The sequence below is a fragment of the Streptomyces sp. NPDC050085 genome (assembly GCF_044460595.1).
Lineage (GTDB): Bacteria > Actinomycetota > Actinomycetes > Streptomycetales > Streptomycetaceae > Streptomyces.
The window spans coordinates 134,018-148,566 of sequence record NZ_JBITJZ010000012.1 but is presented as its reverse complement, the minus strand read 5'-3'; the positions used below and the strand labels follow the sequence as shown (position 1 = coordinate 148,566).

The 14,549-nt window shown below is 72.8% G+C and carries 12 protein-coding genes; 6 read left to right on the top strand and 6 right to left on the bottom strand.

All coding sequences use genetic code 11. From position 1 onward, the window contains the following. Positions 1 to 39: 39 nt before the first annotated feature. From ACIBUY_RS33470 to ACIBUY_RS33450, 5 genes are all read right to left on the bottom strand, one after another. Entirely contained in the window at positions 40 to 621 is a 582-nt protein-coding gene (locus ACIBUY_RS33470; RefSeq protein WP_365578900.1) for a hydrolase, read from the bottom strand. A 55-nt stretch (positions 622 to 676) separates the two neighbouring features. Continuing rightward, positions 677 to 2,068: an MFS transporter gene (locus ACIBUY_RS33465; protein WP_399154614.1), complete on the bottom strand. Its 1,392-nt coding sequence runs from the start codon at positions 2,066 to 2,068 to the stop codon at positions 677 to 679. Continuing rightward, positions 2,065 to 2,541 (bottom strand): MarR family transcriptional regulator, encoded by a 477-nt coding sequence (locus tag ACIBUY_RS33460; protein ID WP_365578904.1) that lies wholly within the window; start codon positions 2,539 to 2,541, stop codon positions 2,065 to 2,067. Before ACIBUY_RS33460 ends, ACIBUY_RS33465 begins: the two co-directional genes overlap by 4 nt. 65 nt (positions 2,542 to 2,606) lie before the next feature. Continuing rightward, positions 2,607 to 3,413, bottom strand: coding sequence for a MerR family transcriptional regulator (locus ACIBUY_RS33455; protein ID WP_399154613.1), 807 nt, complete (start codon positions 3,411 to 3,413; stop codon positions 2,607 to 2,609). 46 nt (positions 3,414 to 3,459) lie between these two features. Then, on the bottom strand, positions 3,460 to 5,127 hold the full coding sequence (locus ACIBUY_RS33450) for a glycoside hydrolase family 13 protein (RefSeq protein WP_399154612.1): 1,668 nt from the start codon (positions 5,125 to 5,127) through the stop codon (positions 3,460 to 3,462). 757 nt (positions 5,128 to 5,884) lie between these two features. Between ACIBUY_RS33450 and ACIBUY_RS33445 the strand changes: the two genes are divergently transcribed. From ACIBUY_RS33445 to ACIBUY_RS33430, 4 genes are all read left to right on the top strand, one after another. Further along, a complete protein-coding gene (locus tag ACIBUY_RS33445; RefSeq protein ID WP_399154611.1) occupies positions 5,885 to 7,081 on the top strand; it encodes a hypothetical protein in 1,197 nt (398 codons plus the stop codon). After that, positions 7,078 to 9,306 (top strand): tetratricopeptide repeat protein, encoded by a 2,229-nt coding sequence (locus ACIBUY_RS33440; RefSeq protein WP_399154610.1) that lies wholly within the window; start codon positions 7,078 to 7,080, stop codon positions 9,304 to 9,306. Before ACIBUY_RS33445 ends, ACIBUY_RS33440 begins: the two co-directional genes overlap by 4 nt. Next, positions 9,303 to 9,887, top strand: a complete 585-nt coding sequence (locus tag ACIBUY_RS33435) for a flavin reductase family protein (protein WP_399154609.1) — start codon at positions 9,303 to 9,305, stop codon at positions 9,885 to 9,887. The genes ACIBUY_RS33440 and ACIBUY_RS33435 overlap by 4 nt, the downstream gene beginning before the upstream one ends. A gap of 186 nt (positions 9,888 to 10,073) precedes the next feature. After that, the gene (locus tag ACIBUY_RS33430) at positions 10,074 to 11,399 is read left to right on the top strand and encodes a hypothetical protein (RefSeq protein ID WP_399154608.1); all 1,326 of its coding nucleotides are present in this window, start codon (positions 10,074 to 10,076) and stop codon (positions 11,397 to 11,399) included. Between the two features lie 23 nt (positions 11,400 to 11,422). Here the strand turns inward: ACIBUY_RS33430 and ACIBUY_RS33425 are convergent, their stop codons facing one another. After that, positions 11,423 to 12,289: a LysR family transcriptional regulator gene (locus tag ACIBUY_RS33425; protein ID WP_399154607.1), complete on the bottom strand. Its 867-nt coding sequence runs from the start codon at positions 12,287 to 12,289 to the stop codon at positions 11,423 to 11,425. 193 nt (positions 12,290 to 12,482) lie between these two features. Between ACIBUY_RS33425 and ACIBUY_RS33420 the strand changes: the two genes are divergently transcribed. Both ACIBUY_RS33420 and pdxA read left to right on the top strand, forming a co-directional pair. Next, positions 12,483 to 13,571: a four-carbon acid sugar kinase family protein gene (locus tag ACIBUY_RS33420; RefSeq protein ID WP_399154606.1), complete on the top strand. Its 1,089-nt coding sequence runs from the start codon at positions 12,483 to 12,485 to the stop codon at positions 13,569 to 13,571. Then, on the top strand, positions 13,568 to 14,518 hold the full coding sequence (gene pdxA / locus ACIBUY_RS33415) for a 4-hydroxythreonine-4-phosphate dehydrogenase PdxA (RefSeq protein WP_399154605.1): 951 nt from the start codon (positions 13,568 to 13,570) through the stop codon (positions 14,516 to 14,518). The genes ACIBUY_RS33420 and pdxA overlap by 4 nt, the downstream gene beginning before the upstream one ends. Positions 14,519 to 14,549: the final 31 nt, after the last annotated feature.

Below are 14,549 nucleotides of genomic sequence, written 5' to 3'. Positions count from 1 at the left end.
CCGGGTCCACGACTGCGTTCGCAGGCGTCGCGCAGGGCGTCAGGACCGCTCGGCGAGCACCTTCAGGATGTCGTCGGTGGTCCCGGTCTCGCCGAGTCGCGGGAAGATCCGCTCGACGCTGCCGCGGTGGGCCTCGGCGTCGCGGTCGGTCATGGCGTCGGTGGCGAGGGTGACGTGGTAGCCGTGCTCGTGGGCGAAGCGGGCCGTGGACTCGACGCCGATGCTCGTGGCGACGCCGGTGAGCACGATCTGGGTGATGCCGCGGCGGCGCAGCTGCAGGTCGAGGTCGGTGCCGTAGAACGCGGACCAGTTCCGCTTGGTGACGGTGATGTCCTCGGGGTGTCCGGCGAGCGCGTCGACGACCTGGTCCCAGCCTGCGGGCGGCGTCGCGGTCCGGCGCGGCGTCTCCGTGCGGCCGGGGACGGCGTCGGCCCCGTCGGCGGCGAAGGTGACGCGGACGAGGACGACCGGCAGGTCGCGGGCGCGGAACGCGTCGGCGAGGCGGGCGCTGCGCTCGACGACGTCGGGGAGGGGGTGCGGCTCGCCGGTGAGACCCATCAGGCCGTTCTGCAGGTCGATGACGACGAGGGCGGTCTTCGGGTCGAGGGTGGTGACGGACATGGAGAACACCTTTCGGACAAGGGGTGTTGGGCGGCGAAGCGGGTCAGGGGGGAGGTCACGCCTCGCGGCCGACGCGGCTCAGCGAGCGGTCGGTGAGACAGGTGACGAGGAACAGTCCGGCGACGACGACCAGCAGCCGGGCCAGGTCGTGCAGGCCCGCGCTGGTGGCGCCGCCCCGGAAGAACACGGCGTTCGCCGCGGACGCGAGCAGGGCGCCCAGGTAGGTGAAGGTGCGCAGCAGCCCGGCGGACGAGCCCATGCGGGCGGGGTCGGCCTGGGCGTACAGGGCGCTCTGGTTGGCGAGCCCGTTCAGGCCCTGCGGGATGCCGAAGGCGGCCCCGAGGACGACGAGGAGCCAGACGGGGCTGCTCGCGTCGAGGAACAACAGGGCGGCGCAGCCGGAGAGTTGGACGACGGCGCCGGCCCTGAGCTTGCCGCGCACCCGGGGGCTGCGGCCGGTCAGGGCGGTCACGGCGATGGCCGTCACCGACATCGGCAGCAGGAGCAGCCCGGACTGGGACGCGCTCAGGCCGCGGCCCTCCTGGAGCCACTGGGTGTAGCCGTAGAGGAAGGCGTACGAGGTGATGTACGCGAGGAGTTGGCGGCCGTACGTGGCGAGCAGCGGGGCGTTGCCCCCGAGGACCCGCAGGTCGATGAAGGCCGCGTCGAGGCCCAACTCCCTTCGTACGAACCAGGTTCCGGTCGCCGCACCGATCACCGGCAGGTACCAGTGGGCGGCGCCCGGGTCGGTCAGGAACAGCATGAAGGCGGTGAGTGAGGCCGCGAAGAGGACCATGCCCGGCACGTCGGTGCGGGTGTCGGCGCGGGCGGCGCTCGCCGTCCTCGGCAGCCACAGCGCGCCGAGGGCCAGGCAGGCCGCGGACAGCGGGACGTTGACCCCGAAGATCAGGTGCCAGCCGCCCGCGCCGATCAGCAGCCCGCCGAGCGTCGGGCCGATCACGGCGATGACCTGGGCGGAGATCGACAGCGCGGCCAGGATTCCGGCGGGGCTCCTCAGCCCGGTGCGTTCGGACTCGGCGCGCAGCAGGGACATGGACGCCGGATAGGCGGCGGAGGTGCCGAGGCCGAGCAGGACGCGGGAGGCGACGAGCACCCACAGGTTCGGGGCGAGCATGCCGACCAGGCCGCCGACGCCGACCAGGGCGGTGCCGGCGAGGTAGAGGCGGCGCGGCCCGAACGCGTCGACGAGCCGGCCGATGACGGGCTGTCCGACGGCCGTGGCGAGATACAGGCCCGTGACGAGCCAGGCGGTCTGCGACGGCGGGACGCCGAAGGCGTGCCCGATGGGGATCAGGGCGACCGCGAGCATCGAGGAGTTGACGGGGTTCAGGACCGAACCCAGGACCATGGGGACGACGAGGCGGCGGTCGAAGCCGTTCGGGTCGGCCGTGCGCGCGGTGCGTATGCGCTCGGCGAGCCGGGTCATGCCTGGGTCACCTCGTCGATCAGCTTCATGGCGGTGACGACGGCCTGCAGCTGTTCGTCGGTGCCGCGCTCCTGCAGGGCGCGGGCGAGCCAGAGCTGGCGCTCGCGGCGTACGCCACGGCCGCGCTCGCGGCCGCGCTCGGTGAGGGAGACGAGCTGGCGCCGTCCGTCGTCGGGGTCCTGCGTGCGCGCGACGAGTCCGCCCTCCTCGAGAGCGATGACGATCTTGGCCATGGACTGCGGCCGCACGGTCTCGACGGCCGCCAGGTCGCTGGCGGTCGCGGAGCCCATCTTGTCGAGGCGGGCGAGGACCGAGGCCTGGGCCGGAGTGAGGTCCGGCTCCCCCTCGCGCCCCGCGGCCGCGTCGAGGTTCTCCAGGGCCCGCAGCTTGCGGCGGAGCCTGCTGAACACCACCCAGATGTCCGCGGCCGCCTGCACGGCGGTCGCGGACAGGGGTTCTTCGTTCTCGGTCATGCCCCTACTGTAGATAGACAGCCCAGACTGTGCAACCAAGGCTGTCTATCTCTCGGGCGTCCCGGTCAGCGCAGCGGCTCCTGGAGCTCGGTGACCCAGTCGTCGCGGTTCTCGGGGCACTCCAGGTTGATCTCCCTCGGGTAGCCCGCCGAGCGGTGGCCGTGGGCGTCGATCCAGCGCGCCAGCGTCTGGATCGACGTCAGCACGCCCTCCATCGACCCGCGGTGCACGAGCGTCGCGGCCCGCTCGACGGGCGGCAGGTCGAGCACGCGGAGGCCGTCGTCGTCGCGGGGCGCGGCGGCCACCTCGACGCCTGCGTGGATGAGGACGCCGCCGCCCTCGGCGTCCTCATAGCGGGCGACGCCGGGCCCGGTCGGCTGGATGCCGGCCGCACCGAGGCGCTGGAACAGCTCCTCGTACAAAGGCTGGATGACGGGACCGATGGTGTCGAAGTCCGGTGCGACGGCGGTGAGTTCGGCCACGCGCAGGCTCGGCAGGTGCTTGATGACGACGTCTTCGGTGGGCATGTGCCCCTCGCTCTCGATCGACCGGAGCCTCGCCTCGACCTGGGTGAGCCGCCCAGCCGCCGCGGCCATCTCGGCCGCGAGGTCCGCGCGGCGCATCCGCAGCATGGCGCGCAGTTGCTCGGCGTCGACCTTCTCGTCGAGGATCTCGCCGACCTGTTGCAGGGTGAAGCCGAGGTCCTTGAGCGCGATGATCCGGTTGAGCCGGGCGAGCTGGGCGGCTGTGTAGTGGCGGTAGCCGGTGGCGGGGTCGACCCGGGCCGGGTGCAGCAGTCCTGTGGCGTCGTAGTGACGCAGCATGCGGACCGACACCCGGCCGTGCCGTGCGAAGTCTCCGATGGTGAACATGGTGGCTCCTACTCCACGGCCTGACACGGTGTGAGGGTCAACCTCATCACGTGGCCCTCGCCCACCACACGGTCGAGTCGGCGGGCAGCTCGACCTGCCCGTCCACTACGGCGACGGGGGCGCTGGAGAGCAGGACCGCACCGGGGGCGGGGATGCGGACCGGGGCACTGGTGATGTTCACCGTGCAGGCGAAGCCGGGCCGCTCGAAGTGCAGCAGCCCCTCGGGGACGTCGTCGCGCCAGGTGATGCCGTCCCCCGCGCCGAGGCCGCCCTGCGCGCGCCGCACGGCCAGCGCGGAACGGTACATCTCGAGCGTGGAGCCCTCGACACCGGTCTGCGCCTCGACGCTCAACTCGCCCCAACCGTCGGGCTGGGGAAGCCAACTGCCACCCTCCCCGAAACCGTACGAGATTCCGGACCGGGTCCACGGAATCGGCACCCGACACCCGTCACGGAAGCCATCCTGACCCTGCGCACGGAAGAAGGAGGGGTCCTGCCGCACCTCGTCCGGCAGATCCGTCACATCCGGCAGGCCGAGCTCCTCGCCCTGATAGACGTACGCCGATCCGGGCAGCGCCAGCATGAGCAAAGTGGCCGCCCGGGCGCGCCGCAGACCGAGCTCCCGGTCGCCCGGCGTGCGGATCTGCGTACCCAGGCCTGGCGGGTTCGCGTACCGCGTGGCATGCCGGGTCACGTCGTGGTTCGAGAGCACCCACGTCGTCGGCGCACCGACGGGTCGCATGGCGTCGAGGGAGGTGTCGATGGTGGCGCGGAGCCGGCTCGCGTCCCAAGAGGCCATCAGGTACTGGAAGTTGAAGGCCTGGTGCAGTTCGTCGGGGCGGACGTAGTTGGCCGTCTGCTGGACGGTCGGCGTCCAGGCCTCCGCGACGAAGATGCGCTCGCCGTCGTACTCGTCGAGGATCGTGCGCCAGGACCGGTAGATGTCGTGCACGCCGTCCTGATCGAAGAACGGCATGACGTCGTTGCCCAGCAGCTTCACTTGATCACCACTGCCGATGTCGGGCAGGCCCTCGGCCTTCACCAGCCCATGGGCGACGTCGATGCGGAACCCGTCCACCCCCATGTCCAGCCAGAACCTCAGGATCGAACGGAACTCGTCCGCGACAGCCGGGTGCTCCCAGTTGAAGTCGGGCTGCTCGGGGGCGAACAGGTGCAAGTACCACTGCCCGTCCGCAAGCCGCGTCCACGCCGGACCACCGAAGATCGACTCCCAGTCGTTCGGCGGCAGTTCACCGTTCTCACCCTTCCCCGCACGGAAGTGATACCGCTCCCGCAACGGCGAGTCGGGACCCTCGGCCACCGCCCGCCTGAACCACTCATGCTGGTCCGAAGAATGATTCGGCACCAGATCCACGATGATCCGCAGACCCAGCTCGTGCGCGTCACGGATCACCGCGTCCGCGTCCAACAGCGTGCCGTACATCGGGTCCACCGCCCGATAATCGGCCACGTCATAACCACCGTCCGCCTGCGGCGAGGCATAGAACGGCGACAACCACACCGCATCCACCCCCAGCTCACGCAGATACGGCAGACGACGACGGATCCCCTCCAGATCACCCGTCCCGTCCCCGTCACTGTCGGCGAAACTCCGCGGATAGACCTGATAGATGACCGCGTCCCGCCACCAGTCGGAGGCCTCGCGGGTCGTCGTGGCAGGCGTCACGGAGACGCCCGTGGAGTACTGGCTCATGGTGGGACAAGGTAGAAGAAGCCGGTGCCACGTGCGTCGATCATCGCCGGAGTGGCGGGGACATCAAGGGGTTTCGTGCGCACGATGCAGGACAGCGGCCGCCGCACCCGGGCGAGGGCGGGCGCGACCTCGTCCAGCCCTCGCCCCGGCATGCGAAGGACGGGCCTGCGACCGCGGTATGACCCGGCCCGGCGCGATGCGAGTGGCTGTGCATCGCGGCTGAACGCCCGCGGCCCGCGGTCCGTATTCTGCGGTGAATCCGGCACTTGACCCTGGCCGGACAACGGGGACCAGCGGGAGGTACCAACGGTGCGCAGAGCGCTCCACTGACACGGGTGACACGGCTGTTGACCGCGGCCGCGCCACCCGTTGATCATTTCTCACCCTTTCTCAGGTGATTCCTGATTTCTTTTCCTGTGCCCGGAGTTGGGCTTCACGCTGCCCAAAAACTGGGCGCCGGACTGGATTTCCAGAGTGTTTCCGGATGACTTCGTTCCTCGTTGACAGGCTCGAATGCGGCCGCCAATGCTGGCTTCACAACCAGCGATTCCGGAAATTCGCAGAACTCCAATGACCCCGGAAGGGGGGAACACCATGAAGAAGATTTCCGTCCGCAAGGCCGGTCCGATCCGTCTGACCACCGCCTGCTACTACCTCTGCGGTGACGCCGCGTAGGACCGGTTCCGCCGGCCGGAGCCGGACCACCTTCGGGGTCCGGCTCCGGTCTTTCCCGATCCTTCCCGAGGAGGTGCGCCGGATGGGCGCAACCGTCTTTCTGCACCGGCTGACGATGGTCACCGAGGACGACGGCGTGATGGTCGGCCGGCCCGACACCGGCAGTTACGCGGTGTTCCCCGAGGAAGGGGCCCACGTACTGCGGATGTTCGCCGAGGGCGCTCCGGTCGAGGAGGCCGCCGCCTGGTACGAGCGCACCTGTGGGGATCCGCTCGACATGGCCGACTTTCTGGAGACCCTGGACGACCTGGGGTTCCTCCGGACGGAGTCCGAGGCTGCCGTCGCTTCCGAACAGGGCCGGGTGCGCTGGCAGTTGCTCGGCCGACTGCTGTTCTCGTGGCCCGCGTGGCTCGCGTACAGCGCCCTGGTGGCGGCCGCGGTGACCGCGATGGTGCGCGATCCGGGGCTTCGGCCCTCGTACCACCACGTGTTCTTCACGCACTACGTGTCGCTGATCCCGATCGTCGTGTTCGCCGTCGCGATCCCGTGCATCGTCGTGCACGAGGCGTTCCACGCACTCGCCGGACGCCGGCTCGGACTGCCCTCGACGCTCGGACTCGGGCGCAGGCTCTACTACTTGGTGGCGGAGACGCGGCTCGATTCCCTGCTGAGTGTGGAACGCCGCAAACGCTATCTCCCCTTCTGCGCGGGCATGTTGGCGGACGTGATCCTGTTGTCAGGACTCACCCTTCTGTCGCTCGCTCTCGACGGGCACGGAATTCCGTCCTGGATTCACAAACTCTGCCTCGCTGTCGCCTTCACCTGTGTCCTGCGCCTCATCTGGCAATTCCTGTTCTATTTGGAAACGGACCTGTATTACGTGGTGACGACCGCGGCCCGGTGCACGGATCTGCAGAACGCGACGCGGTTCAGGCTGCGCGGCGGACTGCACAGGCTGCTGCGCCGCACGCCGCGCGTGGCCGACACCGCGTTCTCGCCGCGCGACCGGGCCGTGGCCCGCTGGTACGCGCCACTGCTCGTCGCCGGGTACGGGTTCTCGCTGGCCTCGCTCGCCTGGGCGGGGCTGCCGACCGCACTGCACTTCTGGTCGACGATCGCCGACCGGCTCGGCGGTGCGCACACCACCGCCTGGGACCTGGTCGACGCGGCGGGCTTCATCACCCTGTCCGGGCTGCAGCTCGGGCTGCTCGCCCACGTCACCCTGCGGGACCGGCGCGGCCGGTCCCGGACCACCGCACCGCAAGGAGCACTGACATGACGACCCTGCCCACCCGCGCCCTGTCGACTCGCCACTGGTGGCTCGACGCCACCGCCGGGGCCACCACCGGCCGCGCCGCCGCCGACGGCGAGCCGCCACCCGAAGCGCTGCTGACCGTGCGCTGCCATCGACGGCTGCGCGGTCCGTTCACCGCCGCACACTTCCTGCTGCATCAGGCGGTGCCCCAACTCATCGACGAGGACAGCCAGTTGGTGGCCGCCGCACGGGCCGCCGAGGTGGAGTCGATCGCGCCCGAACTGATGGATTTCGTGCCGACGCCGCCGCAGACCCTCACCAACCTCGCCGGGGCCAGGGAGCGCACCCGCTTCTATCCGGCGACCCGCGCCCTGCGCATCGCGCACGGCGTCGCCGAACTCCTCATGGACTGGGCCAGGTCGGCGCACCCGGACGGGCTCACGCTCGCCTTCCGGGGCCTGGACGACGCCGACCCCACGGACCGGGACCTGGTGGCCGTGCTGCTGCGCCGCTGCGACCCCGCCGTGCTCACCGTGGTCGTCGACGGCGCGGGGGTCGCCGACGACCTGCTCGGCAAGGCACTGGCCGCGCACGCCCACCGGGTGCCCCGACTCCCCCGCATGGACGCCGAGTTGCTGCCGGACAGCGACCACGCGCAGCTGTACGTCGACAGCGACGGCACGAGCGACGACGCGCGGCTGCGGCGCGCCTATGACGCGCTGCCCGCCGACGAACGGGCCCGCCGGCACACGGCGCGCGCCGCTCTGCTCGCCGGGCGCGACGAGCCGACGCTCCGCCTCGGGGCGATCCCCTACCACCTGGAGCGCGGCACGGATCCGGCCGGGGCGGGCGTCGAGGTGATCGTCGAGGCCGTCACCACGTGCTTCAACAAAGGGTTCTACGAGGCCGTCATCGAGCTGGCCGGACGCGGCCGCGCGCTGCTGAGCGCTGCCGAGCCGTCGCGTACGTACTGGAACCTGACGCACAAGACCGGTGCGTGCCTGTGCTATCTGGGGCGCGGCCACGACGCGTTCGCGTACTTCGAGGAGATGCGGCGCGGCTCGACGACGGCGGACGCCCACATGGGAACCGCGTATCTGATGGCGATGCTGTACACGCGGTTCCTGCCCAAGGACGACCACGACGAGGACCGCGCGCTGGCCTGGGTGAACACGGCGATCGCGATCGCCGACGTGCACCCCGATCCGCGCAAGCGGGTCCTGGTGCGGGCGTTCATGCGCAACGCGCGGGCGCTGGTCGAGCTGCACCGCGGCAACGTCGACGGTTCGCTCGCGCTGGTCGACGAGGCGATGGCGATCACCGACGCCGACTTCGGCCCGGACGAGCAACTCCTGCACCGCAGCGTCCTGTTGTACAACCGGGCGCAGGTGCGCGGTGCACGGGGCGACCACACCGGCTCGCTCGCCGACTACGACGAGGTGATCCGCCGGGACCCGGAATACGGGGACTACTACTTCGAGCGGGCCGCCCAGCAGCGGGCCCTCGGCCGTCCGCGGGCGGCGCTCGCGGACTACGCGGCGGCGATCCGGCTCACCCCGCCGTTCTACGAGGCGCACTTCAACCGGGCGGACCTGCTGCGCGAGCTCGGCGACGACGCGGGCGCGCTGCGCGACCTCGACCACGCCCTCGACCTGGAGCCCGACCACGTCGACTCGCTGCTGCACCGCGCCGATCTGCAACTGACGCGCGGCGACCTCGACCGGGCCCGCGCCGACATCGAGCGCGGCCTGACCCTGGCGCCGCAGCACCCTCAACTCCTGGCCGCTCAGGGCACGTTGCGGTCGGAACTGGGCGACACGGAGGGGGCGTACGCCAGTTACTCGGCGGCGCTGCGCGCGGATCCGCGGTGTGTCGCGGCCTGGGCGAACCGGGCCGTGCTCGCCTTCGACGCGGGCCGGGCCGAGCAGGCCGTCGGCGACCTGGACGCGGCGCTCGCGCTCACCGACGACGCGGAGCTGCGGGCCAACCGGGCCGTCGCCCTGCAGTCGCTCGGCGAGCACCGGCGGGCCGCCGCCGACCTGGACCACGCGGTCGGATCCGTCGACGGGCACCCCGACCCGGAGCTGCTCTACCTGCGCGGGGTGAGCCGCTTCGCGCTCGGTGACGAGGCGGGGGCCCGGGCCGACTGGCGGGCACACTGTGCCGCGTACGACCCGGTCGAGGCGTCGCCGCACGCCGAGGAGATCCGGGCCCGCGTCGGGCTCGTACCGCGGGAGGGTGCGGCGTGAGCCGGAGCGATGCGACGCGGCACCTGCGTGCGGTCCCGGCGCTCGAGCCGGCCGGGGCGGACCTCGTGCGGTCCGTCCTGCGCCGGCACGCCAAGGGCGTCGCCGTCGTCACGGTCGGCGGGGAGCCGCCCGCCGGGTTCTGTGTGACGTCCCTGGCGTCACTGTCCCTCGATCCGCCGCTGATGTCCTTCACGGTCGGCCTGCGCTCGGCGTCGTGGGGCGCGGTGCGGGACGCGACCTGGGTGATGGTGCAGCTCCTCGCGGCGGGGCAGGAGGAGGTGGCGCGGGCCTTCGCGGGTCCGCGGCACGGCCGGTTCGGCCCGGCCGTCTCCTGGCACCGGGACCCGCTCGGACTGCCCGCCCTGGACGGGGTGCTCGCCCGGTTCGTGCTCGCCCCGGTCAGCTTCCGCCCGGTCGGCGACCACGCCCTCGCCATCGGCCTTGTGGTGCGGGCCGCGCGGGTCTCGGACGCGGGGCCGCTGGTGCACCACGACGGCACGTTCGTGAGCCTGCCGGCGCCCGGGTCCGTCACAGAAGGCCGCACCGCAGGTCACCCCGATCCCGAGGTGACTCGCTCCTGACGTACTCGCGGACCGCCGACAAGATCGGTCGGGGCAGGGCGATGTTGAACGTGTTGCGCGTCAGCCCCTGTGGGCTAAACCACCCAGATCCGGTGATTACCGGCAGTCAGGGTGGACATGCTGCCTCGTGCGCCGCCTCGACGTCCGGGGCGGCCGTCGTCCGTGTGAGACCCAAGGGGAGGGCTGATGGCGACTCGGCGGGAACCGAACGCCCAACTGCGTGCGCTCTTGCGGGAGTCGGGGCTGACCCAGGAGGCCTGTGCGCGGGCGGTGAACGCGGCGGCGGCGGAGATCGGCCTGCAGCTCGGATACGACCGCACGGCGGTGGCCCACTGGCTGGCCGGCTCCGAGCCGAAGGAACCGGTGCCGCGGCTGGTCGCGGAGGTGTTCTCGCGGCGACTGGGCCGGCTGCTCACCCCGGCGTCGCTCGGCTTCGCCCCGCCCGCCGACGCTCGCGGGGCGGCGGCGCCGGGAGCCGCCGCGGCGCTCGCGGAGCTGTCCCGCCGGGACGCCGACCCGCTGGAACACGCCCGGCTCACCCGCGCCCCCTACCGGGCGCTGGCCCGGGTGCCCGGCTGGGCGGAGCACACCGCCCGGGCCGCGACCCGCCCCGAGCACGTGCGGGTCGGCGCGAGCGAGGTGGCGCTGGTGCGCGGCGCGGTGGGGCACTTCGCGACGGCGATGGACGTGCACGGCGGCGCGCACGCCCGCTCGGCGCTCGCCGTGTACGTGGCCGACACGGCGGCCACCTGGCTGCGCGCACCCGCCACGGACGTGGTGCACCGCCAACTGGGCGTCGAGTCGGCCCGGTTGGTGTTCGTGCTCGCGCTGATGCACGCGGACATGAACGCGCACGGACTGGCGCAGCGCTATTTCTCCCTCGCGCTGTCGCTGGCGGGCGAGGCGCGGGACAAGGAGATGTGGGCGACCACGCTGCGGGCCATGTCCGCGCAGGCGCTGCATCTGGGCCACCGGATGTCGGCGCTGCACTGTGCGGAGGCGGCGGCCGATTCCGTGGCCGGTTCGGCGCCGGGTGCCGTACGGGCTTATCTGTACGCGCAGTTGGCGGTGGCCCGGGCCGAGGTCGGCGACCGGCGGGCCGCGGACGCGGCGCTCGCGCGGGCCGAGCAGTCCGTGCAACGCGACGAGGGCGACGGCCCGTTCGACACGTACCCGATGGGGGCGCTGGCGTTCCAGGCCGCCGAGGTGCACAGCCGCCTGGGCCGGTCGGGCGCCGCGGTGCGCGATCTGCACCGCTCGGCGGGGGCGCGCGCCACGCTGGACCGGCGCGGCCTCGTGCTCACGCTGTCGCGGCGGGCCGAACTCCTGCTTGCCAGCGGCCACTTGGAGGAGGCGTGTGCGTCGTGGGCGCAGTTCGTACGGGCCGGTGCGGGGCTGCGCTCGCGCCGGGTGACGGACGCGCACACCCGGATGCGGTCGGCGCTGCGGCCGTACGGGCGGCATGCGGCGGCGCGGCCGCTGCTCGACGGAGCCTCCTCGAGGGACCTGTGACGGGCGGGTGTTGAACGTGCGGCTCAGGCGTTCGCCGGCTCCGTCGCCCGGGTGCGCAGCCAGTCGGCGACGGCCGCCGTGCGCGGGTCGTCGTCCAGGGGGCGGCGCCCGAGCAGGTGGTAGGCGGTGCCGTCGGCCACGAATCCGTACGGGGCGGTGAGCGTGCCGCGTTCCAGGTCGTCGTGGACGAGGGCGTAGGGCCCGATGGCCGTGCCGACTCCGGCGACGGCCGCCTGCAGCGTCAACGAGAAGTGTTCCAGGGTCTGTTCGGAGGCGGCGGGCGGGGCGGCGCGCCCGGTGCGCTCGTGCCAGTCGGCCCAGGCGCCGGGCCGGGTGGCTGTGTGCAGCAGGACGTCGGCGTGCGGGGCGCCCGGGCGGTGCACGGGACCGATGTACTCGGCGAACAACGGCACGCTGTGGGTGTCCGGCGCGAACGGGAAGTCGTCGCGCCGGATCGCCAGGTCGATGCCGTCCCGCTCGAAGTGCACGGGTCCGCCCGCGGCGGACAGGTGCACGGTGACGTCGGGTGCGTGCCGCGCGAGGTCGGGCAGGCGCGGGATGAGCCAGCGCATCAGGAGGGTCGGTTCGCAGGACAGGGTGAGCGGGCCCGCGGGTGGGCGCCGGGCGATCTCGCGGGCGGCGGTGTCGATGCGGTCGAGCGCGTCGCGGACGACGGCGGCGAGGCGGTGGGCCGCGGGGGTCGGGGTGAGCGTCCTCGGCCCGCGGACGAACAGCTCGACGCCGAGGGCCCGTTCGAGGCTCCGGATCTGGCGGCTGACGGCGCCGTGCGTGACGTGCAGTTCGCGGGCGGCGGCGGTCATGCTCGTGTGGCGGACGGTCGCCTCGAAGGGCTGCAGGGTGCCCAGCGGGGGCAGGTCGGGACGGCGCATGGACGCACGGTACCGCCGGGCCGTTCGCGCGAGCCGCACCTGTGAGCTTTCGTCACAGCACCCGTGAGGAAGACTCGCTTGTCCTGCGGGAACGTCCGTCGCACGATGATTCCCGTCACCGATCTCCCATCGCCTCCACTGCCGCTGTCGCCTCAGCTGCCGAGGGGCCCGTCTCTCCCTGGAGGGGACCGTCTTGCGTGTCGCGATCCTGGCCGACGACCTCACGAGCGCCGGGGACGGCGCGGCCCCGTTCGGGGCGGCGCGGGTCCTGCTGGCGCCACCGCCCGACGGGGGTGGTTCCGGCGGTGGCGTGATGGCCGTCGACCTCGCCACCCGTGGCGCCGGGGCGCAGGACGCGGCGTCCCGCACGGAGGCCGCGGCGCGCCTGTTCGGCGGCGCGGGGCTGTTGCTGAAGACGGTCGACTCCACCCTGCGGGGGCATCTGGCGGCGGAGGTTCTGGCCGCGTGGCGGGGCTCGGGGCGCCGTGCGGTGGTGGTCGCGCCCGCGTTCCCGGCACAGGGCCGCACCACGGTGCGCGGCATCCAGTACGTCGGCGACGTCCCCGTCGCCGCAAGCGAGTTCGGCCGTGATCCGGTGCACCCCGTCCGCTGCTCGGGCCTGCGCGCCCTGCTGCCGGAGGCGACGGCGGTGCCGCGCGGGGCGACGCCCGGGATCGCGTCGGGCGGGATGTTCGTGTGCGACGCGGTCACGGACGCGGACCTGGACCGCCTGGTCGCTTCCGTGCCACGCCCGGAGGACGTCCTGTGGGTGGGTTCGCCGGGACTCGCGGCGGCGCTGGCCCGCAGGGTCGGCCCCCTCCCGAGCAGCACAACTCCCCTACCGACCCTGCCTGTTGAGAGCCCTGTCGTGGTGGTCGGCAGCGCGAACCCGGTGTCCCGCCGCCAGCTCGCCGCGCTGCGCCGCCACGCCCCGCACGTCCGCGTGGCGCACACCCCGCAGGACCGCCGCGAGGCACCGCATCACCTGCTGCCCGGCCTCGCGGAGCAGGTGCGGGAGCTGGTGGCGGACGGTACGGTCGACGCCCTCGTGCTCACCGGCGGCGAGACCGCCGCGGTCGTCCTCTCGGGCCTGGGCGCGGACGGCTTCGACCTGCTGGACGAGCCCGAACCGGGCGTTGCCCAGGGCCTGTTGACCGGATCCCGCCGCATCCCGCTGATCATCAAGGCGGGCGGTTTCGGCGACGACGCGACGCTGCTGAGGCTGTGCCGACGGCTGACCGGGGCACCGCTGAACAGCGCCCCGCTGGGCGGTGCCGCGTGAAGCCCCTCGCCCTCACCCTGGGCGACCCCGCGGGCATCGGCCCCGAGATCGTCGTGCGCGCCTGCGCCGATCCGGCGCGCACGGTGCCGGTCGTCGTCATCGGCGACCGCGGCGTCCTCGCGCGGGCCGCCGAGGCGACGGGCACGCCGTTCGTCGTGCGCCCCGGCGACGTGGACCTGATCGAGGAGAGCGACCTCCAACCCCCGCCTCCGTGGGGCGAGTTGTCGGCACGCGCGGGCGCCGCCTCGTACGCGTACGTGCGCCGCGGCATCGAGCTGGCGCTCGCCGGCGAGGTCGGGGCGCTGGTCACCGCACCCATCAGCAAAGAGGCGCTGTGTCTCGCGGGCATCCCGCACCCGGGCCACACGGAGATCCTCGCCGAACTGTCGGGCACGACGGACTACGCCATGATGATGGCCAACGACCAGCTGCGCGTCGTCCTGGTGACGGTGCATCAGTCACTGCGCACGGCGATCGACTCCCTCACCACGGAGCGCGTCCTGCGCGTCGTCCGGCTCGCGCAGCGCACCCTGCGCGCCCCGGGGAGAGCCGCCCCCAGGATCGCGGTCGCCGGGCTGAATCCGCACGCCGGCGAGAACGGCCTGTTCGGCCGCGAGGACCTCGACGTCATCGCGCCCGCCGTACGCGCCGCGCGCGCCGAGGGCATCGACGCGAGCGGGCCGTGGCCGGCCGACACGGTGTTCCTGCGGGCCCGCACCGGCGAGTTCGACGTGGTCGTCGCGCAGTACCACGACCAGGGGCTCATCCCGGTCAAGTACCTGGGCCTCGAGCACGGCGTGAACATCACCCTCGGCCTGCCGTTCGTGCGCACCAGCGTCGACCACGGCACCGCCTTCGACCGCGCGGGCCGCGGCACGGCCGACCCCACGAGCCTGCTCACGGCACTGCGCCACGCCGACGCCCTCACCACTCCCGACGCCCCTTGACCCCTGCCCCCTGGCCTCCAGCCCCCAGCCT

What these genes read in the sequence shown, in the direction of transcription:
- ACIBUY_RS33470 (WP_365578900.1), bottom strand. Translation starts at nt 621, where the DNA reads ATGTCCGTCACCACCCTCGACCCGAAGACCGCCCTCGTCGTCATCGAC.
- ACIBUY_RS33465 (WP_399154614.1), bottom strand. Translation starts at nt 2,068, where the DNA reads ATGACCCGGCTCGCCGAGCGCATACGCACCGCGCGCACGGCCGACCCG.
- ACIBUY_RS33460 (WP_365578904.1), bottom strand. Translation starts at nt 2,541, where the DNA reads ATGACCGAGAACGAAGAACCCCTGTCCGCGACCGCCGTGCAGGCGGCC.
- ACIBUY_RS33455 (WP_399154613.1), bottom strand. Translation starts at nt 3,413, where the DNA reads ATGTTCACCATCGGAGACTTCGCACGGCACGGCCGGGTGTCGGTCCGC.
- ACIBUY_RS33450 (WP_399154612.1), bottom strand. Translation starts at nt 5,127, where the DNA reads ATGAGCCAGTACTCCACGGGCGTCTCCGTGACGCCTGCCACGACGACC.
- ACIBUY_RS33445 (WP_399154611.1), top strand. Translation starts at nt 5,885, where the DNA reads ATGGGCGCAACCGTCTTTCTGCACCGGCTGACGATGGTCACCGAGGAC.
- ACIBUY_RS33440 (WP_399154610.1), top strand. Translation starts at nt 7,078, where the DNA reads ATGACGACCCTGCCCACCCGCGCCCTGTCGACTCGCCACTGGTGGCTC.
- ACIBUY_RS33430 (WP_399154608.1), top strand. Translation starts at nt 10,074, where the DNA reads ATGGCGACTCGGCGGGAACCGAACGCCCAACTGCGTGCGCTCTTGCGG.
- ACIBUY_RS33425 (WP_399154607.1), bottom strand. Translation starts at nt 12,289, where the DNA reads ATGCGCCGTCCCGACCTGCCCCCGCTGGGCACCCTGCAGCCCTTCGAG.